The 21,834-nt window shown below is 64.4% G+C and carries 19 protein-coding genes; 13 read left to right on the top strand and 6 right to left on the bottom strand.

Going from position 1 to position 21,834, the window contains the following annotated elements; translation table 11 throughout:
* Window position 1: 1 nt before the first annotated feature.
* From frc (AC3FJ6_RS14345) to AC3FJ6_RS14325, 5 genes are all read left to right on the top strand, one after another.
* Window positions 2-1,249 carry a formyl-CoA transferase gene (gene frc / locus AC3FJ6_RS14345; protein WP_153948532.1) on the top strand — a complete coding sequence of 416 codons (1,248 nt, stop codon included), beginning with the start codon at window positions 2-4 and terminating at the stop codon, window positions 1,247-1,249.
* Window positions 1,250-1,359: 110 nt separating this feature from the next.
* On the top strand, window positions 1,360-2,142 hold the full coding sequence (locus AC3FJ6_RS14340) for a fumarylacetoacetate hydrolase family protein (RefSeq protein WP_488772511.1): 783 nt from the start codon (window positions 1,360-1,362) through the stop codon (window positions 2,140-2,142).
* 331 nt (window positions 2,143-2,473) lie between these two features.
* Window positions 2,474-4,207, top strand: a complete 1,734-nt coding sequence (gene oxc / locus AC3FJ6_RS14335) for an oxalyl-CoA decarboxylase (RefSeq protein WP_488772510.1) — start codon at window positions 2,474-2,476, stop codon at window positions 4,205-4,207.
* 48 nt (window positions 4,208-4,255) lie between these two features.
* Window positions 4,256-5,506 (top strand): formyl-CoA transferase, encoded by a 1,251-nt coding sequence (frc, locus tag AC3FJ6_RS14330; RefSeq protein WP_249640928.1) that lies wholly within the window; start codon window positions 4,256-4,258, stop codon window positions 5,504-5,506.
* A gap of 192 nt (window positions 5,507-5,698) precedes the next feature.
* Complete coding sequence (locus tag AC3FJ6_RS14325) at window positions 5,699-6,145, top strand: PAS domain-containing protein (protein ID WP_488772509.1); 447 nt, start codon at window positions 5,699-5,701, stop codon at window positions 6,143-6,145.
* Between the two features lie 25 nt (window positions 6,146-6,170).
* Here the strand turns inward: AC3FJ6_RS14325 and sucD are convergent, their stop codons facing one another.
* Together sucD and sucC are read right to left on the bottom strand one after the other, a co-directional pair.
* The gene (gene sucD / locus AC3FJ6_RS14320) at window positions 6,171-7,076 is read right to left on the bottom strand and encodes a succinate--CoA ligase subunit alpha (protein WP_488772508.1); all 906 of its coding nucleotides are present in this window, start codon (window positions 7,074-7,076) and stop codon (window positions 6,171-6,173) included.
* 1 nt (window position 7,077) lies between these two features.
* The gene (gene sucC, locus AC3FJ6_RS14315) at window positions 7,078-8,301 is read right to left on the bottom strand and encodes an ADP-forming succinate--CoA ligase subunit beta (RefSeq protein ID WP_488772507.1); all 1,224 of its coding nucleotides are present in this window, start codon (window positions 8,299-8,301) and stop codon (window positions 7,078-7,080) included.
* Window positions 8,302-8,655: 354 nt separating this feature from the next.
* On the opposite strand from sucC, the gene frc (AC3FJ6_RS14310) reads away from it, so the two are divergent.
* Complete coding sequence (frc, locus tag AC3FJ6_RS14310; RefSeq protein ID WP_488772506.1) at window positions 8,656-9,888, top strand: formyl-CoA transferase; 1,233 nt, start codon at window positions 8,656-8,658, stop codon at window positions 9,886-9,888.
* Between the two features lie 88 nt (window positions 9,889-9,976).
* Here frc (AC3FJ6_RS14310) and AC3FJ6_RS14305 read toward each other — a convergent pair whose 3' ends face one another.
* Both AC3FJ6_RS14305 and AC3FJ6_RS14300 read right to left on the bottom strand, forming a co-directional pair.
* Complete coding sequence (locus AC3FJ6_RS14305; RefSeq protein WP_488772505.1) at window positions 9,977-10,294, bottom strand: LysR family transcriptional regulator; 318 nt, start codon at window positions 10,292-10,294, stop codon at window positions 9,977-9,979.
* Window positions 10,295-10,422: 128 nt separating this feature from the next.
* The gene (locus tag AC3FJ6_RS14300; protein ID WP_153948525.1) at window positions 10,423-11,367 is read right to left on the bottom strand and encodes a LysR family transcriptional regulator; all 945 of its coding nucleotides are present in this window, start codon (window positions 11,365-11,367) and stop codon (window positions 10,423-10,425) included.
* A gap of 214 nt (window positions 11,368-11,581) precedes the next feature.
* Between AC3FJ6_RS14300 and oxlT (AC3FJ6_RS14295) the strand changes: the two genes are divergently transcribed.
* From oxlT (AC3FJ6_RS14295) to AC3FJ6_RS14275, 5 genes are all read left to right on the top strand, one after another.
* Window positions 11,582-12,931: an oxalate/formate MFS antiporter gene (oxlT, locus tag AC3FJ6_RS14295; protein ID WP_488772504.1), complete on the top strand. Its 1,350-nt coding sequence runs from the start codon at window positions 11,582-11,584 to the stop codon at window positions 12,929-12,931.
* 46 nt (window positions 12,932-12,977) lie between these two features.
* A complete protein-coding gene (locus AC3FJ6_RS14290; RefSeq protein ID WP_488772503.1) occupies window positions 12,978-13,889 on the top strand; it encodes a LysR family transcriptional regulator in 912 nt (303 codons plus the stop codon).
* Between the two features lie 247 nt (window positions 13,890-14,136).
* Window positions 14,137-14,352, top strand: a complete 216-nt coding sequence (locus tag AC3FJ6_RS14285) for a hypothetical protein (protein ID WP_153948522.1) — start codon at window positions 14,137-14,139, stop codon at window positions 14,350-14,352.
* 675 nt (window positions 14,353-15,027) lie between these two features.
* Window positions 15,028-16,353, top strand: a complete 1,326-nt coding sequence (oxlT, locus tag AC3FJ6_RS14280; protein WP_488772501.1) for an oxalate/formate MFS antiporter — start codon at window positions 15,028-15,030, stop codon at window positions 16,351-16,353.
* Window positions 16,354-16,540: 187 nt separating this feature from the next.
* Window positions 16,541-17,557 carry a zinc-binding alcohol dehydrogenase family protein gene (locus AC3FJ6_RS14275; RefSeq protein ID WP_488772500.1) on the top strand — a complete coding sequence of 339 codons (1,017 nt, stop codon included), beginning with the start codon at window positions 16,541-16,543 and terminating at the stop codon, window positions 17,555-17,557.
* Here AC3FJ6_RS14275 and AC3FJ6_RS14270 read toward each other — a convergent pair whose 3' ends face one another.
* A complete protein-coding gene (locus AC3FJ6_RS14270; protein WP_488772824.1) occupies window positions 17,558-18,457 on the bottom strand; it encodes an alpha/beta fold hydrolase in 900 nt (299 codons plus the stop codon).
* Between the two features lie 330 nt (window positions 18,458-18,787).
* A complete protein-coding gene (locus tag AC3FJ6_RS14265) occupies window positions 18,788-19,408 on the bottom strand; it encodes a TetR/AcrR family transcriptional regulator (RefSeq protein WP_488772499.1) in 621 nt (206 codons plus the stop codon).
* Window positions 19,409-19,691: 283 nt separating this feature from the next.
* On the opposite strand from AC3FJ6_RS14265, the gene AC3FJ6_RS14260 reads away from it, so the two are divergent.
* Both AC3FJ6_RS14260 and hmgA read left to right on the top strand, forming a co-directional pair.
* Window positions 19,692-20,078, top strand: a complete 387-nt coding sequence (locus AC3FJ6_RS14260) for a helix-turn-helix domain-containing protein (RefSeq protein WP_153948518.1) — start codon at window positions 19,692-19,694, stop codon at window positions 20,076-20,078.
* A 426-nt stretch (window positions 20,079-20,504) separates the two neighbouring features.
* Window positions 20,505-21,833: a homogentisate 1,2-dioxygenase gene (gene hmgA / locus AC3FJ6_RS14255; RefSeq protein ID WP_488772498.1), complete on the top strand. Its 1,329-nt coding sequence runs from the start codon at window positions 20,505-20,507 to the stop codon at window positions 21,831-21,833.
* Window position 21,834 lies beyond the last annotated feature (1 nt).

The raw sequence follows: 21,834 nt of genomic DNA, 5'->3' as shown, positions 1-21,834 counted from the left end.
CATGGCCGACACCCACAACGAACGCAAAGCCCTCGACGGTATTCGCATTCTGGACATGACACACGTGCAGGCCGGTCCCTCGGCCACGCAGTTGATGGCCTGGATGGGTGCCGACGTGATCAAGGTCGAAATGCCGGGCCGCGGCGACATCACGCGCAGCCAGCTGCGCGACGTGCCGAACGCCGACAGCCTGTACTTCACCATGCTGAACAGCAACAAGCGCAGCCTGACGCTCAATATGAAGACGCCCGAAGGCAAGGCGCTGCTCGAAGACCTGATCCAGCAGAGCGACGTGCTGATCGAGAATTTCGGTCCGGGTGTGCTGGCTCGCGCCGGATTCGACTGGGACCATATCCAGGACCTGAATCCGCGCATGATCTACGCGTCGATCAAGGGCTTCGGTCCCGGCCCGTACCAGGATTGCAAGGCGTATGAGAACGTGGCCCAGTGCATGGGCGGGTCCGCATCGACGACCGGCGAGGCCGCCGGCATGCCGACGGTGACTGGCGCGCAAATTGGCGATTCCGGCACGGGCGTGCACTGCGTGGTCGGCATCCTGGCCGCGCTGCTGCAGCGCGAGCATTCGGGACGTGGCCAGCGGGTGGAAGTTGCCATGCAGGACGCCGTGCTGAACCTGTGCCGCGTGAAGCTGCGCGACCAGCAGCGCCTGGATGCCGGTCCGCTGCGCGAGTATCCCAACGAACAGTTCGACGACCACGTGCCGCGTGCCGGCAACGCGTCGGGCGGCGGCCAACCCGGTGCTGCGCTGCGCTGCGCCCCGGGCGGTCCGAACGACTATGTCTACGTCATCATCCAGCCGCAGGGCTGGGAGCCACTGATGCGCCTGTGCCGCCGCGAAGACCTGATCACCGATCCGGAATTCGCCACGCCTGAAGTGCGTCTGAAAAAGCTCACTGCCTGCTTCGGCATCATCGAGCAATGGACGATGGGCCGCACCAAGTTCGAGGTGATGAACGCGCTCAATGAGGTGGACGTGCCGTGTGGCCCGATCCTGTCGATGAAGGACCTGATCGAGGACAAGTCGTTGTACGAGCGCGGCTACCTGGTGGAACTGGAACATCCGACGCGCGGCAAGTACGTGCAGCTTGGCTCGCCGATCACGCTGTCCGATTCGCCGGTGCGCGTCGAGCGTTCGCCGCTGCTGGGCGAGCACACCGACGAGATCCTGGAATGGCTGGGGCGTTCGCCGGCACAGATTGCGGCGCTGCGGGTGGCCGGAGCGGTCTGACCCGAGGCGCCCGCCGCGACGGGCGTCAGTCTCGACGGCCCCGAGAGGGGCTCCGAAGTCCGAACAGAGCGCAGGCGCGGCATTGACCCGCCTGCCGGAGGAACGCTGCCGTGCAAACCTGGATTCGCTTCCGCCGTCCCGACGGCGACACCGCTTACGGCCGCCTCGACGATGGCGATGCCGACCGCGTCATCGAATGCGATGGCCCTGGCTATACCGATCCCCGTCCCACTGGCAACACCTACAGCTACGCGTCGCTGGACCTGCTGGCCCCGTGCGAGCCCGGCAAGATCGTGGCGCTGTGGAACAACTTTCACGCGCTGGCCGCCCGGCTGGAGAAGTCGGTGCCGGTGCATCCGCTGTTCCTGCTGAAGCCGGCCAGTTCGCTGGCTGGCCCCGGCGACGCCATCCGTCGCCCGGCCGGCTACACCGGCAAGATCGCCTACGAAGGCGAACTCGGCATCGTCATCGGCCGCGAATGCCGCAATGTGCCGCTGGGCGAAGCCGCCTCGCACATCTTTGGCTACACCATCGTCAATGACGTCACGGCGGGCGAGCTGCTCAATGCCGATCCGAACTTCCCGCAGTGGACGCGCGCCAAGGGGTCCGACACCTTCGGCTGCATCGGTCCGGCCATCGTCACCGGCTTTGACTGGCGTAGCGCCAGCGTGGTGACGCGGCTGGACGGTGCCGAACGCCAGAACTACCCGCTGTCCGACATCGTTTTTTCGCCAGAGGAGCAGGTCAGCAGGCTGTCGCAGGACATGACGCTGATGCCGGGCGACGTGATCGCCGTCGGCACGTCGATCGGGGTGGGGTCGATGAAGGACGGTTCGGTGGTGGAGGTGTCGATCCGCGGGATCGGCTCGCTCGTCAACCATATGCGCGGCTGACCCGGCTCAAAGTCAGTCGAACCGGCAGGACGGCATGCCCACGCCAGGCGTCGGGGCATATCGGCAGGGATCGGTAATTTCCCTTTATTTGCGTCTAATTTTCACGAAATGCTGCGGTGCACCGACGAAAGTTCGTCGTAACAGTGGGAAATTACTTGCTGATCTTTGATATATCACATACCGTATTTCAGCGTCATCGAGTACAGGGAAGCGCGAGGAAGGAGACACCGCTCCGTTTTATCCGAAGTCACCAGGCGGAACGCGAGCGCGCGCTGAAGACACCCTGAAGAAGAAAGTCCAATCCCGTCAATTTGCATAGAAGGAAGCAACCATGGCAGAAGTCGGAAACGAACTGCAGCGTCACGCTGCAGAAGAACAGCAGGCACAGACCGATGGCTTCCATCTGGTCATCGACGCGCTGAAGCTGAACGGCATCGAGAACATCTACGGCCTGCCTGGCATTCCGGTCACCGATCTGGCCCGCCTGGCGCAGGCCAACGGCATGCGCGTCATCAGCTTCCGCCATGAGCAGAACGCGGGCAACGCCGCGGCGATTGCCGGCTTCCTGACGCAAAAGCCGGGCGTTTGCCTGACCGTGTCGGCGCCGGGCTTCCTGAACGGGCTCACCGCGCTGGCGAACGCCACCACCAACTGCTTCCCGATGATCCTGATCAGTGGGTCGAGCGAGCGCGAGATCGTCGACCTGCAGCAGGGTGACTACGAAGAAATGGACCAGCTGGCGATTGCCCGCCCGCACGCCAAGGCGGCCTTCCGCGTGCTGCACGCCGAAGACATCGGCGTCGGTGTGGCCCGCGCCATCCGCGCCGCCGTGTCGGGGCGCCCGGGCGGTGTGTACCTGGACCTGCCGGCCAAGCTGCTGGCCCAGTCGATGGAAGCCGAGAAGGGTCGCAAGTCGCTGATCAAGGTCGTGGACCCGGCCCCGCGCCAGCTGCCTGCGCCGGATTCGATCGACCGCGCCGTCGAACTGCTCAAGGGCGCCAAGCGTCCGCTGATCCTGCTGGGCAAGGGCGCCGCCTATGCCCGCGCCGATGCCGATATCCGCGCGCTGGTCGAGAAGACCGGCATTCCGTACCTGCCCATGTCGATGGCCAAGGGGCTGATCCCCGATACGCACCCGCAATCGGCGTCGGCCGCGCGTTCGTATGTGCTGGCGGAAGCCGATGTGGTGCTGCTGGTCGGCGCCCGCCTGAACTGGCTGCTGTCGCACGGCAAGGGCAAGACCTGGGGCAAGCCGAAGCAGTTTATCCAGATCGATATCTCGCCGACCGAAATGGACAGCAACGTGGCCATCGCCGCGCCGGTCGTGGGCGACATTGGTTCCTGCGTGTCGGCACTGCTGGGCAAGATCGGCAACGACTTTGCCAAGCCGGGCGCGGAGTGGATTGGCGCGGTGGACGAACGCAAGGAAAAGAACCTGGCGAAGATGGCCGAGACGCTGGCCAGGGAGACCACGCCGATGAACTTCCACGGCGCGCTGCGCGTGCTGAAGGACGTCGTCAAGGCCAACCCGGGCATCTCTTTCGTCAACGAAGGCGCCAACACGCTGGACTACGCCCGCGCCGTGATCGACATGTACGAGCCGCGCAAGCGGCTGGACGTGGGCACCTGGGGCGTGATGGGCGTGGGCATGGGCTACGCGGTGGCGGCGGCGGTGGAAACCGGCAAGCCGGTCCTGGCGGTGTGCGGCGATAGCGCCTTTGGCTTCTCGGGCATGGAAGTCGAGACGATCTGCCGCTACAACCTGCCGATCTGCGTCGTGGTGTTCAACAACAACGGCGTCTACAAGGGCATCGACAAGAACCCGACCGGCGGCGCAGACCCGGCCGTCACGATGTTTGTGCCGGGCGCGCGCTACGACAAGATGATGGAAGCGTTTGGCGGCGTCGGCCACAACGTCACCACACCGGCGGCGCTCGAAGCCGCGGTGAACGAGGCGCTGCGTTCGGGCAAGCCCACGCTGATCAACGCCGTCATCGATCCGGCAGCCGGCACCGAGAGCGGCCGCCTGACCAACCTGAATCCCCAGAGCTCGGCCAGCAAGTAACCCACCCGACCCCCGAATTTCACCCTCTATTCCAATAGGAGAGCGAACGTGAATCTTCCACTGAACGGCATCAAGATCATCGACTTCACGCATGTCCAGGCCGGCCCCGCCTGCACCCAACTTCTCGCATGGTTCGGCGCGGACGTCATCAAGGTGGAGCGCCCGGGCTCGGGCGACGTGACCCGCACGCAGCTGCGCGACCAGCCCGACGCAGACGCGCTGTACTTCACGATGCTCAACAGCAACAAGCGTTCGCTGACGCTGGACACCAAGAAGCCGGAAGGCAAGAAGATCCTGGAGCAGCTGATCCGCGAATCGGACGTGCTGGTCGAGAACTTCGGCCCGGGCGCGCTGGACCGCATGGGCTTCTCGTGGGACCGCATCAGGGAACTGAACCCGATGATGATCGTGGCCTCGGTGAAGGGCTTCAGCGACGGCCACCACTATGAAGACCTGAAGGTCTACGAGAACGTGGCGCAGTGCGCCGGCGGTGCCGCGTCGACGACCGGCTTCTGGGATGGCCCGCCGACCGTGTCGGCCGCTGCCCTGGGCGACTCGAACACCGGCATGCACCTGGCCATTGGCATCCTGACCGCGATCATCGGCCGCCAGCAGACCGGCAAGGGCCAGAAGGTGGCCGTGTCGATGCAGGACGCCGTGCTGAACCTGTGCCGCGTGAAGCTGCGCGACCAGCAGCGCCTGGACGCCCTGGGTTACCTGGAAGAGTATCCCCAGTACCCGCATGGCACGTTCAGCGACGTGGTGCCGCGTGGCGGCAACGCCGGCGGTGGCGGCCAGCCGGGCTGGGTGCTGAAGTGCAAGGGCTGGGAAACCGACCCCAACGCCTATATCTACTTCACCGTCCAGGGCCACGCCTGGGAGCCGATCTGCAAGGCACTGGGCCGGGAAGAGTGGATCGACGATCCGAACTACAACACGGCCAAGGCCCGCCAGCCGCACATCTTCGAGATCTTCAACACCATCGAGGAATGGCTTGCCGACAAGACCAAGTACGAGGCGGTGGACATCCTGCGCAAGTTCGACATTCCGTGCGCGCCGGTGCTGTCGATGAAGGAAATCGCGGCCGATGAATCGCTGCGCAAGAGCGGGTCGATCGTCGAAGTGCCGCACAAGCAGCGTGGTACGTACCTGACCGTGGGCAGCCCGATCAAGTTCTCGGACCTGAAGCCGGAAATCACGGGTTCGCCGCTGCTGGGCGAGCACAGCGAGGAAGTGTTGTCCGGCCTGGGCTACAACGCCGAGGAGATCGCCCGTCTGCGCGAAGCGCAGGTGATCTGAGCAGGACGCCAGCATTGCCAGCGCCCCGATGTTGACAGCGGGCCGGAACAGGCGCGCCGGGGTGCGTGGGTCGGACGACCCCGTACCCCGGCGCGTTTTTATCTGGGGGCGCGCCAGCAGTGCCACAATGAGTGCCCGGGCCGGTACGGCTTGGCAAGGCGAAGGGCCACCCACCATTCCTCAGGAATGACCATGCAGACTGCAATCGACTACGAACAGCTGGTGTCGGCCATCGGCGACGCCGTCATCATTTCCGGCGCCGACGGCGCCATCACCTTGTGGAACCCGGCCGCGGAGTACATGTTCGGCTACACCCAGGAGGAAGCCCTGGGCAAGTCGCTGGACCTGATCATTCCCGAGCGCCTCCGTGCGCGGCATTGGGAAGGCTACGACAAGACCATGGCAACGGGGCAGACCCGCTACGGCCATGACCTGCTCAAGGTGCCGGCGATCAACAAGAAGGGCGACGCGATGTCAATCGCCTTTACCGTGGCGCTGCTGCACGGCGACGGCGGCGAAGTCACCGGCATCGTGGCGATCATCCGCGACGAGACCGTGCGCTTTCAGGAAGAGCGAGCGTTGCGCAAGCGCATTGTGGAACTGGAAGCCAAGGCGGGCGCGGCGGCCGCAGCCGGCTGACAGGCCGCTCCGGAGGCGCCAACCTTTATCCCGGGGGCGCCCCGGTTCCCTGGCGCAAGGCTGCCGCCATGGTCGCGCCCAGCTCCGCGGGCGATGCGGCCATGTGGATGCCGGCCTCGCGCATGGCCTCGATCTTTGCGGCCGCCGTGCCCGCGCCGCCCGAGATGATGGCGCCGGCATGCCCGATGCGGGGTGCCGGCGGCGCCGTCGCGCCGGCGATCCAGCCCACCACGGGCTTGCGCGTCCGCGCATCGTCCAGGAAGCGGGCAGCCTCTTCTTCCGCCGAATCGCCCATCTCGCCAATTTCGCCGATCAGGATGATGCCTTCGGTTTGTGGATCGGCCAGGAACATCTCCAGGCAATCGATGAAGCCAGTACCGTTCACCGGATCGCCGCCAATGCCGATGCAGGTCGATTGTCCGAGCCCGGCCGCCGTGGTCTGGGCCACGGCCTCGTAGAACAGCGTGCCCGAGCGTGACACAACGCCGATCCTGCCCGGGGTGTGGATGTGTCCCGGCATGATGCCGATCATGCACTGGCCGGGCGTGATCACGCCCGGGCTGTTCGGCCCGATCAGGCGGCTGCCGGAGCCCGACAAGGCCCGCTTGACGCGCACCATATCGATCACGGGAATGCCTTCGGTAATGCATACGATCAGCGCAATGCCGGCATCGACTGCCTCCAGGATGGCATCGGCGGCACAGGGCGGCGGCACGTAGATGACCGACGCATCGGCGCCGGTGGCATCGGCCGCCGCAGCCACGGTGTCGAAGACCGGCAGCCCCAGGTGCGACGCACCGCCCTTGCCGGGCGTGACGCCTCCGACCACCTTCGTGCCGTACGCCAGCGCCTGTTCCGAATGGAACGTGCCCTGCGCGCCGGTAAAGCCCTGGCAGATCATGCGCGTGTTCTGGTCGATCAGGACCGCCATGTCACTGTTCTCCGTGTGTCCGGGTGGCCCGCACGGCGGCCACCACTTTTCTGGCCGCGTCGGCAAGCTGGCTGGCGGCGATGATCGGCAGGCCCGAATCGCGCAGGATCTGCCTGCCCGGTTCGACATGGGTGCCTGCCAGCCGCACCACCAGCGGCAGGGTCAGGTCCAGCTCGCGCGCGGCGGCGACCACGCCTTCTGCGATCTCGTCGCAGCGCACGATGCCGCCGAAGATGTTTACGAGGATGCCTTCCACCCTGGGATCGGCCAGGATCAGCCGGAATGCGGTGGTCACCCGTTCGGCCGTGGCGGCGCCGCCTACGTCCAGGAAGTTGGCCGGCTCGGCGCCATGGCGCTGGATGAGGTCCATGGTGGCCATGGCCAGGCCGGCGCCATTGACCATGCAGCCGATATTGCCGCCCATCCGCACGTAGTGCAGCCCGTGGCGCGCGGCCTCGGCTGCGGCCGGATCTTCCTCGCTCTCGTCGCGCATGGCCTCGATCTCGGGATGGCGGAAGAGGGCGTTGTCGTCGAACGCGAACTTGGCGTCCAGCGCCAGCATGTCGCCGCTGCCGGTGATCGCCAGCGGATGGATCTCGACCATCGACGCGTCGAGTTCGGTGAATGCGCGGTAGACAGCGAGGATGAGCCGCGCGGCCGCATCCGCCTGCTTGCCCAGTAGTCCGAGGCCGCTGGCCACCCGGCGTGCGTGAAAAGGCTGGATGCCGCTGGCCGGATCAATCGCTACCTTCAGGATGTTCTCGGGCGTACGGGCGGCAACCGCCTCGATGTCCGTGCCACCCTCGGCGGACGCCACGATGGTGATGCGCGACGTGGCGCGGTCCATCACGATGCCCAGGTATAGCTCGCGCGCGATATCGCAGCCTTTTTCGATGTAGAGGCGCCGCACCGCCCGGCCAGCAGGGCCGGTCTGGCTGGTGACCAGCGTCTTTCCCAGCATCTGCAACGCGTTCGCGTGCACGTCGTCGATCGACGTCACGACGCGCACGCCGCCCTTGCCCGGGCCATCGCCAGCGGCTTGTTCGACGAAACGCCCGGCACCCCGGCCGCCTGCGTGGATCTGCGATTTCACCACCCACACCGGGCCGCCCAGCTTGCGGGCGGCATGGGCAGCCTCGTCTGGCGTAAAGGCTACGCAGCCCTGCGGCACGGGCACGTCATAGCGCCGGAGCAACTCCTTGGCCTGATGTTCGTGGATGTTCAACGTGTCTCCTCATCTGGGATGCGCACGATGGCGCAGGGCGGTGTCCGCTCTTTCTTTTCGCAACCTAAAATATGGTATGTAATATATCAACATAATCGTGCTGCGGGGTGACGAAATGCCTGGTGAAACCGCGCAGCGCAACGACGTGGGCCGCGAGGTTCTGTATCCAAGGTCCAGGCTTGGATTCGATGGGAGTTTGCTGCAACGCAGAACCGAAAGTTGGCCGCCTTCTGCCTTTTCCTCTTGTTGTGTTCTGATATATCACATACCGTGTTTAGAAAGATCGACGCCGCACGGCGCGCCGGCCGGTCGTGCAGACATTGCCTTCACGAGAATCCTCAAGGAGACAACGCCATGAACAACAAGGCACTGGAAGGGGTCCGCATCCTCGACATGACCCATGTGCAGGCTGGCCCGTCGGCCACCCAGCTGATGGCGTGGCTGGGTGCCGATGTGATCAAGGTGGAGCTGCCCGGACGAGGCGACATCACGCGCAGCCAACTGCGCGATGTGCCGAACGCGGACAGCCTCTACTTCACGATGCTGAACTCGAACAAGCGCAGCCTGACCCTCAATATGAAGACGCCCGAGGGCAAGGCCTTGCTGGAAGACCTGGTGCAACGCTGCGACGTACTGGTCGAGAATTTCGGGCCGGGCGTGCTGGATCGCGCCGGCTTCGACTGGGACCGCCTGCGGACGCTGAATCCGCGCCTGATCTACGCGTCGATCAAGGGCTTCGGTCCTGGCCCGTACGTGGACTGCAAGGCGTATGAGAACGTGGCCCAGTGCATGGGCGGGGCGGCCAGCACCACCGGCGAGGAGGACGGCGTCCCCACCGTGACCGGCGCCCAGATCGGCGATTCCGGCACCGGCGTCCATTGCGTGGTGGGCATCCTGGCCGCGCTGCTGCATCGCGAGAAGTCGGGGCGGGGCCAGCGCGTGGAAGTGGCCATGCAGGATGCGGTGTTGAACCTGTGCCGCGTGAAGCTGCGCGACCAGCAGCGCCTGGCGGCCGGCCCGCTTAAGGAATATCCGAACCAGGCATTCGGCGATTTCGTGCCGCGTGCCGGCAATGCGTCGGGCGGCGGCCAGCCCGGGGCCGCGCTGCGCTGTTCGCCGGGCGGGCCCAATGACTACGTGTACGTGATCATCCAGCCGCAAGGCTGGGAGCCGCTGATGCGCCTGTGCGGCCGGGAGGACCTGATCACGCATCCGAACTTCGCCACCCCCGAGGCGCGACTGAAGATCCTGGGCGAATGCTTCGGCGTCATCGAGAAATGGACCAAGACCCGGACCAAGTTTGAAGTCATGGCGGCCCTGAACGAAGTGGACGTGCCGTGCGGCCCGATCCTGTCGATGAAGGACCTGATCGAGGACGGCTCGCTGTACGACCGCGGCTACCTGGTGGAACTGGATCACCCGCAGCGCGGCAAGTACGTGCAACTGGGCTGCCCGATCACGCTGTCCGATTCGCCGGTGGAAGTCGAACGTTCGCCGCTGCTGGGCGAGCACACCGACGAGGTACTGGAATGGCTGGGCCGCACGCCGGCGCAGATTGCCACGCTCAAGGCGGCCGGGGCGGTCTAGCGCCAGCCTCGTTGTCTGCGAAGCACGTCGTAGAAATGCCAAGGGCCCCGTGACGGGGCCCCTTGCTGCGATGGCGGTGCCGCGGAACTTAGTTCGCGCCGGCGCCGGCCATGCCGCGCAGGTATTCGTTCTTCTTGTCGAAGATCAGCTGGCTCAGGAACGGCGCGTCGTACGCGTTCAGCAGGTGGGCATGGTACTGCTCGATATAGCGCGTGACGCGCGCCTTTTCGCAGTCGATGCCGCACAGCCATTCGAACATCGGAGCGTCCCAGCGGAAGCGCAGGCCCAGTTCGGTGAACGCGGCGTTGTAGGCGGCCAGCTGGATCTCACGATCAAGGTGGCGCATCTCGCTGACGGCCGTCGGCATTGCAACGGTGGCGGGCGCGTCGGATTGGAGGTGGTTCATGATCGTCTCCTGTGGTTGCACACGTCTGTGCTGCAGCGTGTGATGTCCGAAGCTTAGACAGCAGGAACGATTTACGATAATTAAAGTTTCATCGAAAAACCATAAGTCATCGCTTATGCAAGAGACGACTAGCCATGATGGGGCCGGATCAGGCCTTCGACGCCCGTGATCTGCTGGATCAGCGTGTGGCCTTCCTCCATCAGGAACTGCTTGAACGCCAGCGCCACCGGGGGCAGGCGCTTGTTCTTGCGATGGACCACATACCAGTTCAGCATCACCGGAAAGCCTTCGATATCGAGCACGGCCAGCTTGCCGGTCTGCAGTTCCAGGCCGACGGTATGTGCCGACAGGAAGGCGATGCCCATGTTGGCGATCACGGCCTGCTTGATGGTCTCGGTGCTCTTGATCTCCATCGCGATGCGCAGGTTCGAGAGCCGGCCGGCAAAACCTTCCTGCATCGAATTCCACGTGTCCGAACCTTTTTCGCGCGCCACGAAGGCCTCCTCCGCCAGGCCCGCCAGCGGGATACGTCGCTGGCCCACCAGCGGATGGTTGGGTGCGGCCACGATGACATAGGGGTGCGGGGCGAACGGTTCCGCGATGGTGTCCATGCCCTCGGGCGGGCGTACCATGACCGCCAGGTCGGTCAGGTTGCCGCTCAACTGGTGCAGCAGTTCCTCGCGGTTGTGCACTGCAAGATTCAAGGTCACCGATTCATGCCGGTTCATGAATTCCGCGAGCAGGCGAGGGAAGAAATAGTCGCCTGCACTGATCACGGCGACGTTCAGGCGGCCCCCGGATATACCCTTAAGCTGCGCCATCGCGTCTTCGGCTTCCCGGAATTGCTGAATGATGCTGCGGCTGTAGTGAAGCATCTCGGTGCCGGCCGGCGTCAGGTAAATGCGCTTGCCAAGCTGCTCGAACAGGGGCAGGCCAACGTGCAGTTCCAGCTGCCGAACCTGTGTAGAAACAGCGGGTTGCGTGAGATGGAGCTCTTCAGCCGCACGGGAAAAGCTCAGGTGGCGGGCCACCGTTTCGAAGACTTTCAGCTGGCGCAGCGTCGCATTCTTCATTGCACGATTTCCCGCAATCTATAAAGGATCGTCAATGATCATAATAAAAAACTTTATGCTGTGCTGATCTAAGTTTGAAGTAGCATCAATCCACGAATACACGTGCCGCAATGTCAGGCGCGCTCATTCAGTAGTGAAAGCGGGCGTCCCCCCAAGGCCAAGCCCACCACGCGCGCCGCAGAGCGCGCATGACACTAATGCAAGGAGACACGACATGGCGCACATCAATGCGGCAGGCCCCGCCATGGGCAATGCAAACGGAGGCTTCCTCCGCAATCGCTGGTTCCAGCTATTCATCGGTGTACTTTGTATGGGTTTGGTGGCGAACCTCCAGTATGGCTGGACGCTGTTCGTTACGCCGATGAACGCCAAGCACCATTGGGGCGACTCTGCAATCCAGGTCGCCTTTTCCATTTTTATCGTCACGGAAACCTGGCTCGTGCCGCTGGAAGGCTGGCTCGTGGACAAGTTCGGGCCGCGCCCGGTAGTGGCAGGCGGCGCCATCTGCGCCGGCCTGGCGTGGGTGATGAATTCGTATGCCACGTCGCTGCCGATGCTTTATACGGCAGCGGTAATCGCCGGCATCGGCGCGGGCGGCGTTTATGGCACCTGCGTGGGTAACGCGCTGAAGTGGTTCCCGGACAAGCGTGGCCTGGCCGCCGGCCTGACCGCCGCCGGCTTTGGCGCGGGGTCGGCGCTGACGGTGATTCCCATCGCCAACATGATCCAGAAGTCGGGCTATGAGCACGCGTTCTTTACGTTCGGCATCATCCAGGGCGTGCTGATCTTTGCCATGGCCTTGCTGCTGGTGAAGCCGCAGCCGCCCAAGGGGCTGGTGGCCAACAAGAAGATCCTGACCAACCCGGTGGAGTTCACGCCTGGCCAGATGGTGCGCACGCCGGTGTTCTGGGTGATCTACATCTCGTTCGTGGCCGTGGCGGCCGGCGGCATCATGGCCACCGCGCAACTGGGCCCCATCGCCAAGGACTTCGGCTTTGCGTCGATGCCGGTGACGATGCTGGGCATGACGCTGCCGCTGCTGACGATGACGCTGTCGATCGACAACCTGTGCAATGGGCTGACGCGTCCGCTGTGCGGCTTCGTCTCGGACCGGATCGGTCGGGAAAACACGATGTTCCTGATCTTCATCGGCGAAGGCCTGTCGCTGATCGGCCTGCTGGAGTTCGGCCACGACCCGTACATGTTCATGCTGTTCGCGGCGCTGACGTTCCTGTTCTGGGGCGAGATCTTCTCGATCTTCCCGGCGCTGTGTGCCGATACGTTCGGCAGCAAGTTCGCCGCGGCCAACGCCGGCACGCTCTATACGGCCAAGGGCACGGCCGCGCTGCTGGTGCCGGTGGCATCGGTGCTGTCGCATACGGGCGGCTGGAACCTCGTGTTCGCCGTGGCGGCCGTGATGACGGTGGCGGCGGGGGTGGCGGCCAAGTTCGTGCTGCAGCCGATGCGCCGGCGCTTTATCACGGGCCATGCCGAGGCACAGCCTGTCCCGGTCAGCGACAACGGCACCTATATGGCAGGTTTCTCCACGGGCAAGGGTGAATAGCCCGCGCCACAACCCGGGCAGTACCCAGCAAGGAAGGAGCGGCACCATGAATGTTTCGCTTCCTCAGTTGAAGGCCTTTGCCGCGGTGGCGCGCCAGAAAAGCTTTACGCGCGCCGCGGCAGAACTGGGTCTTACGCAATCGGCGATCAGCCGTAGCGTGCGCGAACTGGAAGAAGAAATCGACCAGCGGCTGTTCGACCGCACCACGCGCCAGGTAGAGCTGACCGACGCCGGCGAAATGCTGTCGCAACGCATCTGCCATCTGATCGAGGAAGTCGAGCAGACGCTGCGCGACAGCCACGGCACCGGCAAGCCGAGCCAGGGCACCGTGCAGATCGCCACCGACCCCGTGCTGTCGTCGATGTCCGTACCGATGTGGCTGGCGGGCTGCCGCAAGGCGTGGCCCGGCATCGGCATCACGCTGCGCGACCGCTCGCATGAATCGGTGTTGCAGAGCGTGCGCAGCGGCGAGGTGGATTTCGGTATCGCCAGCAATCCGGCACCCTGCGACGACCTCTACTGCGAACCGCTGTGCGTCGACCCGCTACAAGCTGTGCTGCCGGCGGACCATCCGCTGGCATCGCGCGATTCGTTGGGGTGGGGCGAACTGGCCGATGCGTCGGTCCTGTCGCTGGACCAGCATTCCGGGGTCCAGCCTGCGGTCGAGCGCGCATTGTCCACGTATCACGTCAGGCCCGGCTCGCTGCAGTTGCTCGGACATTTCGCGGCCATCTTCGGCATGGTGGCGATGGGGCTGGGCATCGGCGTGGTGCCGTCGCGCGCGCAGGCCAGTGGCTTGGCCCCCGCCGCTGTCCTGCGACCGTTGCGGCCCCAGGTGACCTCCAACGTCATGCTGGTACGGCGCAAGGCGCGCTCGCTAAAGCCCAACGCGGCGGCCGTCTGGGACAACCTGCGTGCGCAGGAGTACGACCACGAGCTTTTGAAGAAAGTGGGGTAGGGCGATGAGCGCGATTTACCTGCCGCGCTGCGGAAAATATTGTTGCGACTTTTTCGGCGCTTATTGTTCGTGATCTGAGCGCCGGCCGTCTTCCGGACTCAGTTGTGAGACCAACAACGCACCCCTTGGGGTGCGTTGTTGTTTTTAGAGCGATTCCACTACAGATATATCACATACCAAATATTTACAGACCTCGCAGTGCAGCATATAATGAATCCACCTTGATCCTTACGACTTAGGAGTTTTCATGAACACCACGCTGCTTACCCTTCTCGCCCTCGGTGTTGTTTCGCTGGGTGTCACCGTGACCTACGTGCTCGCCACCGTTCTGCCGATGGGCCTGCTGACCACCGCCCAGGAACATGGCCGCTTTGCGGGTCTGGGTTCGTCGGAAGAGTCGTCCACCGGCATCGGCAGCTCTGCCTCGGATATGGTGCTCCAGCCGCGCTTCCTGCACGCCTGATCGCCTGTTCGCTATTCGACGATTTTTGCAGTACCTGTAGTGTGCAGTTGGTAGTAGCAGGGAAGTTGTAGCGGCCGGCAACTCCCGCAGTGCGTAGTTTCCGCAGTCCTCCGCGGCCGTCTTTTCAGAATTTCGCAAGCCGTATCGCCATGCCCCTGCGCCCGTGATCTCAGGTCGCGACGCAGCACGGCATATCGCGCGTTCCCTCCCCAAATCCCCCGCCGGATTTCCCCGGTTTTTTCCTTTTCGACCCATGTGCCGTGGTCCTCAACCGCGCCGAATTCGGCTTGCCTGCTGATGATTCGACGTCGCCGGAAGGGTCGGGACTTTCCCTAGATCGGGTTATCCGCCACATGCGCCGCAGCAATTTCCATTGATGCCAGATGCATGCCTAAGTGTCTGATCGGCAAGAGGATCGGCTCGCTGGGTCGGCGGGCTTTCATGCACCCGATGCACCAGTCGGCGGGGCCACACGACTGCGTGCTTTCGAATGTCTGCCTGATAAGTCAGGTAGGCCGCCGAATCGCCTTGACTTGCGTGATATACCACATACTGTATAGCACTAGAGCGGCCAGCCGTTCGACACAAAAACACAAAGCAGCAGCAGTACACACCACAGGCACCAATGCAGATGCCGATCCACAACAGCGGGCCCACCCGCCAGTAGGAGACACCATGGAAAGTCAGCAAAGCGCACGCGCGCAAGCGTCCTGGTATTCATCGCCGTGGACGCAGCTTGTATTCGGCGTGATCTGTATGGCGATGATCGCCAACATGCAGTACGGCTGGACGCTCTTCGTCAACCCGATCGACGACAAGTACCACTGGGGCCGCACGGCGATCCAGGTGGCTTTCACCATCTTTGTGGTGACCGAGACCTGGCTGGTGCCGATCGAAGGTTACCTGGTGGACAAGTACGGTCCCCGCCCGGTGGTGGTCGGCGGTGGCCTGCTGTGCGCGGTGGCCTGGGTGCTGAACTCGATGGCGTCGTCGCTGCCGATGCTCTACGTGGCGGCCGCCATTGGCGGCGTAGGCGCGGGCGCGGTGTATGGCACCTGCGTCGGTAACGCGCTGAAGTGGTTCCCGAATCGCCGGGGGCTGGCAGCGGGCCTGACGGCCGCGGGCTTCGGCGCCGGGTCGGCGGCCACCGTGGTGCCGATCGCCAACATGATCAAGAGCAGCGGCTACGAGGCCACGTTCCTGTACTTCGGTCTGGGGCAGGGCCTCATCGTGATGGTCCTGGGCATGTTGCTGCTGCCGCCATCGGCCAAGATCCTGGCGGACGTCAAGTCGACGCTCAAGGCCGCGACCACCTACAACGCGTCGCCGCGCCAGGTGATGTCGTCGCCGATCTTCTGGGTCATGTACGCGATGTTCGTGATGATGGCCGCGGGCGGGCTGATGGCGACCGCGCAGCTGGGCCCCATCGCCAAGGACTTCGGCCTGCACGATTCGCCCGTGTCGATCTGGGGGCTTACCTTGCCGGCGCTTACCTTCGCCCTGACCATCGACCGCGTGCTGAATGGCCTGACACGCCCGTTCTTCGGCTGGGTGTCGGACAACATCGGTCGGGAAAATACGATGTTCCTGGCGTTCGCGGTGGAGGCGGTGGGCATTCTGCTGCTGGCCAATTACGGCCACAATCCTGTGGCATTCGTGGTCCTGACCGGCATCGTGTTCTTCGCCTGGGGTGAAATCTACAGCCTGTTCCCGGCCACCTGTGGCGATACGTTCGGGCCGAAATTCGCGGCGACCAACGCGGGCATGCTCTACACGGCCAAGGGTACGGCCGCGCTGCTGGTGCCGTTCTCCAGCGTGATCACAGCGGCTACCGGCGACTGGCATGCGGTGTTCATGCTGGCATCGGGCATGGCAGCGCTCTCGGCGCTGATGGCCATCTTCGTACTCAAGCCGATGCGCGAGGCCCACGCAAAAAAGTACGTTCAGGACACCTCGACGACCCCGATGGGCTATCGTCCGGTGCCGGATGACCTCACCTGACCTGACCTGACCTGATCCCTGCGCCTCGGCGCCAGGGCACCGTTGAAAAGCCCGCCTCGCGCGGGCTTTTTGTCTGGTCGCATTTTCCTGAAAAAAGGGAAAGTGATTGCGACACTATCCGGCTAATCAATCGTGTGGGGATTGGCTACGATGCAGGCATCCCGTCATTCTTCGAGAGGACCCTGACATGAAAGCCATTGGCCTGACCCGTTACCTGCCCATTTCCGATCCGCAATCGCTGGTCGATGTGGAAATTCCCAAGCCCGAAGCCACCGGCCGCGACCTGCTGGTCAAGGTGGAAGCCATCGCCGTGAATCCGGTGGACACCAAGGTGCGGGCGCCCAAGGACAAGGTCGAGGATGCCCCGCGCGTGCTGGGCTGGGACGCTGCCGGCACCGTGGTGGCGGTGGGGGCCGAGGTGACGCTGTTCAACGTCGGGGACCCGGTGTTCTACGCGGGCAGCATCACGCGGCCGGGCGCGAACAGCGAATTCCATCTTGTGGATGAACGCATTGCCGGCCACAAGCCCGCATCCCTGGATTTCGCGCAGGCGGCCGCGTTGCCGCTCACGGCGATCACGGCCTGGGAAGCCCTGTTCGACCGCCTGGGCGTTTCGCCAAAAGGCGACGATGCGGGCAAGTCGGTACTGATCATTGGTGGGGCGGGCGGCGTGGGATCGATCGGCATCCAGCTGGCCAAGGTGCTCGCGGGCCTGACCGTGGTGGCGACGGCCTCCCGTCCGGAGTCCGAGGCATGGTGCCGCCGCCTGGGCGCCGATCACACGATCGACCATCGTCAGGACATCCCGAAGCAACTGCGCGCGCTCGGGTTTGCGCACGTCGACTACATCCTTTGCTTCAACGATACGGATCGCCATTTCCATGCGATGGCCGCGGCCATTGCGCCGCAGGGCAAGATCTGCTCGATCGTCGAGAACGCCGGCCCGCTGAGCGTGGGCGAACTCAAGAGCAAGAGCGCCACGTTCGTCTGGGAATTCATGTTCACGCGCGCGATGTTCGAGACGCCCGACATGATCGCGCAGCATCGCCTGCTCAATGAAGTGGCGCGCCTGGTGGATGCCGGCAGGCTGCAGACGACCGTGGGGGACAACCTCGGCGCCATCCGGGCCGACAATCTGCGGCGTGCCCATGCCTTGCTGGAAGGCGGACAGACCATCGGCAAGCTGGTACTGCAAGGGTTCTGATCACTGCGACGCGGAAGCCCTGTACGACATCGGGGGCAGGGCCGGTGCGGCTGCCAGGCCGCACACGAAGCGCGCGAGATGCGCGACGACATCGGCGTCGCGCAGGATGCGCCGATGGCCCAGGCCCTCTGTGGTAATCAGGCGCGAGTCCGGCCACGCGCCGGCAATGGCGGCGCCATCTTCCCAGCGGACTTCCTTGTCGTCGCGGTCATGAATCACCAGTAATGGTGGCACCGGCCGGGTACGGCCGATATCGGGCACATTGAACGTGGACCATCTCGCGCCGAGCCACTGTTCGCTGCGGCGTTGCATGCGGTCCAGCACATGCGGCGCGATGCCAAGCTGCCAGGCCATGGCGGCGCATGCGTCGTACATGTCGGCTGGCGCCCCGATCATTGCCACCCCGCGCGCGGGCAGGCCCTCGCGAATCGCCTGCGCGGCCGCCGCGCCGCCCAGCGAATGCGCCACCACGGCATGCACGGGTCCGACATGCCAGGCCACGGCCAATAGCGATCGCGCCATTTCCAGGATCGACGTCTGCTGCTGTCCCCGTGCGCCCGCATCGGACGCGCCGTGCGACAGGGCGTCGAAGGCCACCACGCGCATGCCCGCCGACAACAGGCCGGCTGCCACGGCATGCCACTGGCCCGCATTGCCGCCCCAGCCGTGCGCCAGTAGCACAACGGGCCCCTTGTTACCCCAGCGATACACGCGCACGCGCCGGCTGGCGCCCTGGCCAGTGACCAGTGCCCATTCCGCGCGCGCCGCGTCCAGCATCCGGCGTCCTTCCGGGCTCTGCTTGCCCCGAGGCGGACTGAACCACAGGCGCTCAAGCGCTGTCGCCGTTGCGGTGGGGAACAACAGACTGCCCGCCTGCCAGCGCAGACGGCGCCATGCCATCGCACTGGCTTCCAGTGCGCCGGCTACCGTACGGGGCGGATAGGAGAGGGCGCCGCCAGTGTCCTGGACGGCGGCGCGTTGGGATGCGGATGACAGCACTTGCGGCACGACGAACACCTCCGACTGATCATTTACCGACTTGGTCAGTGACAAGACGCTATTTGCCTTATCTTTTTTATGCTTTGCGACCGACCAGTCGTGCTATTTTCAGGGCAAGAAAATGCGGCAAAAATGCCGCCTGAACCACCCTCTGCATCGCCACGCCGCTTGCGCTGTGGCGGGTGAAAATCCTGAATTACCGTGCGCCTTGCACAGTGTCCCCTGGGGGGATCAGTGTGTGCCGGCGGTCTCCTTGCTGCGATTCTCTCTGAAGTCATTGACCAGGCGCCCGAACGCGCGGCGCGCCATCACTTCCGCGTCGGCCCGGGCCATCAGCCTGGACGACGACTGGAACGACATGCCGATGCCTGCCATCTCGAAGGCAAACTGCCGGGCGTCGGTGTCGGTGCGCAGGTCGCCTTCGTCCACGGCATCGGTCACCACGCGGACGATGGTGCTGTGCCAGTCCTTGAATGCCTGCACGAGCCTGTCGCGGATGACGCCGGGCCGATTGCGGTATTCCTGCGACAGCGCCATGAACACACAGCCACCCTCGATCACCGCGCCCGCAATCCATGAAAGATAGCCATCGAACAGCGTCTCCAGCCGGGTGACGCCACGGTCCCGGCGCATCGCGGGCTGCACCACGATCTCGGAAAATCGCTCCATGGCGCGGGCCAGCACGGCTTCCTGCAGCGCCTCCTTCGACTTGAAGTGGGCGTACAGGCCGCTCTTCGACATATTAGTGTCGGCGGCCAGCGTGGCGAGCGACAACTGCTCGAACCCGACCTGCGTGGCCGACTGCAGAGCCTGTTCGATGATCGCGGTGCGCGTGAGCTGTCCCTTTTGCATGCGTTCGAGAATAGCACGACCGGACGGTTTGTCAACTTGCCTTATGCCACACGTGGACGATACTGATGTGACGTCAACGCAAAGCGCGCACTACCGTTATGTGGGGGCGGGAGGAGGAAGCTGTGCTTTATCCGCCGTTTGGATGAGAGTCTGGCGGCAGAGATCAAGCCATCATAAGAAATCTGTAAAAGTGTTCCACAACAGACCTTACGGAACGCTTTGCGTGCTCTATACTCGAATGCACGTCCGCGCACTTTTTTTTCACTGGTGACTGGAGACCGACATGAACAGTACAGCCGTGCCAAGAGGCGCTAGCGAACCGTTCCGGCAACTGCGGGCGTTGCGTCGAGCGCGCAAGCTCAAGCAGGAGGACGTCGCCCGTAAGGCCGGGATTTCCCGCGAGGCATATCTTCGTGCCGAATCGGGTCAGGCCGATCCGCGTATGTCCACGTTCCTGGCGGCCTGCGAGGCGCTCGGGCTTGAAGTGGTGCTGGCGCCGCAGCATCTTGCCGCCGATGTCAACGCGTTCATCGCCAGCCGCAATGGCGGCGTGACCGCTGCTTCGATGGCTGGCCAGCCTGCCACGGCGGCAGCACCGGCGACATCGACGCCGTCGTCCGGTGGTTTCGGTTCGGGCCCCACATCGGGGGAGGGCCACAAGCCCGTCTGACCCCTCAGATTCGTGACAGGACAGGCGACACCCCGTCCTGTCACGAATTCCGAATTCCGTTGCGCGCCACGTTCGTTCGCCCCGGCGCAGTCCTGTCTATGCGGCCGCCATGTCCGATGGTGGGCTGATCCGCTGCCTCTTGCAGCGCGCCGTCGTGCGCCGCTGTCTTCGCGCCTCCCCGTTTCTCCCGCGTTTCTTCCATTCCTGTGCCGAGTGGGCCTCTCTGCCCTTGTCGCCGCCTGCCAGGCCGGACGTCTTCGCTCGTCCGCGGCTGACCTATCGTATTTGTGGTTTGACATCGCCCGCGCGCGTGATTACGATTGGGTAAATCAATTTTACTAATCATAATTTGATGGATATGGCGCCGACGCCATACCGATGACAATCGCTGGCGTTCAAGCCGGCGGAGTGTGAGAGGAAGACTCCATGACGCAAACACAACTGCACGTGGCCGAGACGCTAACCGCCGGGTACATGTCCGGCTTCGCCAATGAATTCGCCACCGAGGCGCTGCCAGGCGCCTTGCCCGTGGGCCGCAATTCGCCGCAACGCGCCCCGTACGGCCTGTATGCCGAGCAGATTTCCGGCACGGCCTTTACCGCACCGCGCGCCCACAACCGACGCGCCTGGCTGTACCGGATTCGTCCGGCGGCCATGCACAAGCCGTTCGCGCTGATCGAACAGGATCGCTGGCTGAGCCGCTTCGACGAGGTGCCGCCGTCGCCAAACCAGATGCGCTGGAGCCCGCCGGCAATGCCGTCGGTGCCGACGGACTTTGTCGACGGCATTGTCACGATGGCCGGCAATGGCGGCCCCGAGGCCCAGACTGGCTGCGGCATCCATCTGTATCTGGCCAACCGGTCGATGGAGGACCGCTACTTCTACAACGCCGACGGCGAGATGCTGATCGTGCCGCAGCAGGGCCGCCTGCTGATCGCCACCGAGATGGGGCGCCTGGCCGTCGAGCCGCAGGAGATCGTGGTGATTCCGCGCGGCGTGCGCTTCCGCGTGGCGCTGCCCGATGGCGAGGCGCGCGGCTATATCTGCGAGAACTACGGTGCGCTGTTCAAGCTCCCCGACTTGGGCGTGATCGGCTCCAACGGCCTGGCCAACCCGCGCGATTTCCTGACGCCGGTGGCCAGCTATGAAGACCGCGAGGGCACGTTCGAACTGGTGGCCCGCTTCCAGGGTAACCTGTGGCGTGCCGAGATCGACCACTCGCCGCTGGACGTGGTGGCCTGGCACGGCAACTACGCGCCGTACAAATACGATTTGCGGCACTTCAACACGATCGGTTCGATCAGCTTCGATCATCCCGACCCGTCGATCTTCCTGGTGCTGCAGTCGCCGTCGGACACGCCGGGCGTGGACACCATCGACTTCGTGATCTTCGGTCCGCGCTGGCTGGCCGCGCAGGATACGTTCCGCCCGCCCTGGTTCCATCGCAATATCGCCAGCGAGTTCATGGGCCTGATCGCCGGCGTCTACGATGCCAAGGCCGAGGGCTTTGCCCCTGGCGGCGCCAGTCTGCACAACTGCATGAGCGGCCATGGCCCCGATGCCGAAACGTTCGAACGGGCGTCGGTGTCGGACACCAGCACGCCGCACCACATCACCGACACGATGGCGTTCATGTTCGAAACGCCGGGCGTGATTCGTCCCACCCGCCATGCCGCCGAATCGGCGCTGCTGCAGCATGACTACTACACGTGCTGGCAGGGCCTGAAGAAGCATTTCAATCCGAACGTGCGCTGAT

The organism is Cupriavidus sp. 94F1 (assembly GCF_057798875.1).
Note: the sequence above shows the minus strand (reverse complement) of the source record. Positions and strands in the feature narration are given on the sequence as shown.

Bases quoted from the DNA above. Each gene is read 5' to 3' on its own strand.
- frc (WP_153948532.1), top strand. From the start codon at position 2: ATGGCCGACACCCACAACGAACGCAAAGCCCTCGACGGTATTCGCATT.
- oxc (WP_488772510.1), top strand. From the start codon at position 2,474: ATGGCAGAAGTCGGAAACGAACTGCAGCGTCACGCTGCAGAAGAACAG.
- AC3FJ6_RS14325 (WP_488772509.1), top strand. From the start codon at position 5,699: ATGCAGACTGCAATCGACTACGAACAGCTGGTGTCGGCCATCGGCGAC.
- sucD (WP_488772508.1), bottom strand. From the start codon at position 7,076: ATGGCGGTCCTGATCGACCAGAACACGCGCATGATCTGCCAGGGCTTT.
- frc (WP_488772506.1), top strand. From the start codon at position 8,656: ATGAACAACAAGGCACTGGAAGGGGTCCGCATCCTCGACATGACCCAT.
- AC3FJ6_RS14305 (WP_488772505.1), bottom strand. From the start codon at position 10,294: ATGAACCACCTCCAATCCGACGCGCCCGCCACCGTTGCAATGCCGACG.
- AC3FJ6_RS14300 (WP_153948525.1), bottom strand. From the start codon at position 11,367: ATGAAGAATGCGACGCTGCGCCAGCTGAAAGTCTTCGAAACGGTGGCC.
- oxlT (WP_488772504.1), top strand. From the start codon at position 11,582: ATGGCGCACATCAATGCGGCAGGCCCCGCCATGGGCAATGCAAACGGA.
- AC3FJ6_RS14290 (WP_488772503.1), top strand. From the start codon at position 12,978: ATGAATGTTTCGCTTCCTCAGTTGAAGGCCTTTGCCGCGGTGGCGCGC.
- AC3FJ6_RS14285 (WP_153948522.1), top strand. From the start codon at position 14,137: ATGAACACCACGCTGCTTACCCTTCTCGCCCTCGGTGTTGTTTCGCTG.
- oxlT (WP_488772501.1), top strand. From the start codon at position 15,028: ATGGAAAGTCAGCAAAGCGCACGCGCGCAAGCGTCCTGGTATTCATCG.
- AC3FJ6_RS14275 (WP_488772500.1), top strand. From the start codon at position 16,541: ATGAAAGCCATTGGCCTGACCCGTTACCTGCCCATTTCCGATCCGCAA.
- AC3FJ6_RS14270 (WP_488772824.1), bottom strand. From the start codon at position 18,457: ATGGCATGGCGCCGTCTGCGCTGGCAGGCGGGCAGTCTGTTGTTCCCC.
- AC3FJ6_RS14265 (WP_488772499.1), bottom strand. From the start codon at position 19,408: ATGCAAAAGGGACAGCTCACGCGCACCGCGATCATCGAACAGGCTCTG.
- AC3FJ6_RS14260 (WP_153948518.1), top strand. From the start codon at position 19,692: ATGAACAGTACAGCCGTGCCAAGAGGCGCTAGCGAACCGTTCCGGCAA.
- hmgA (WP_488772498.1), top strand. From the start codon at position 20,505: ATGACGCAAACACAACTGCACGTGGCCGAGACGCTAACCGCCGGGTAC.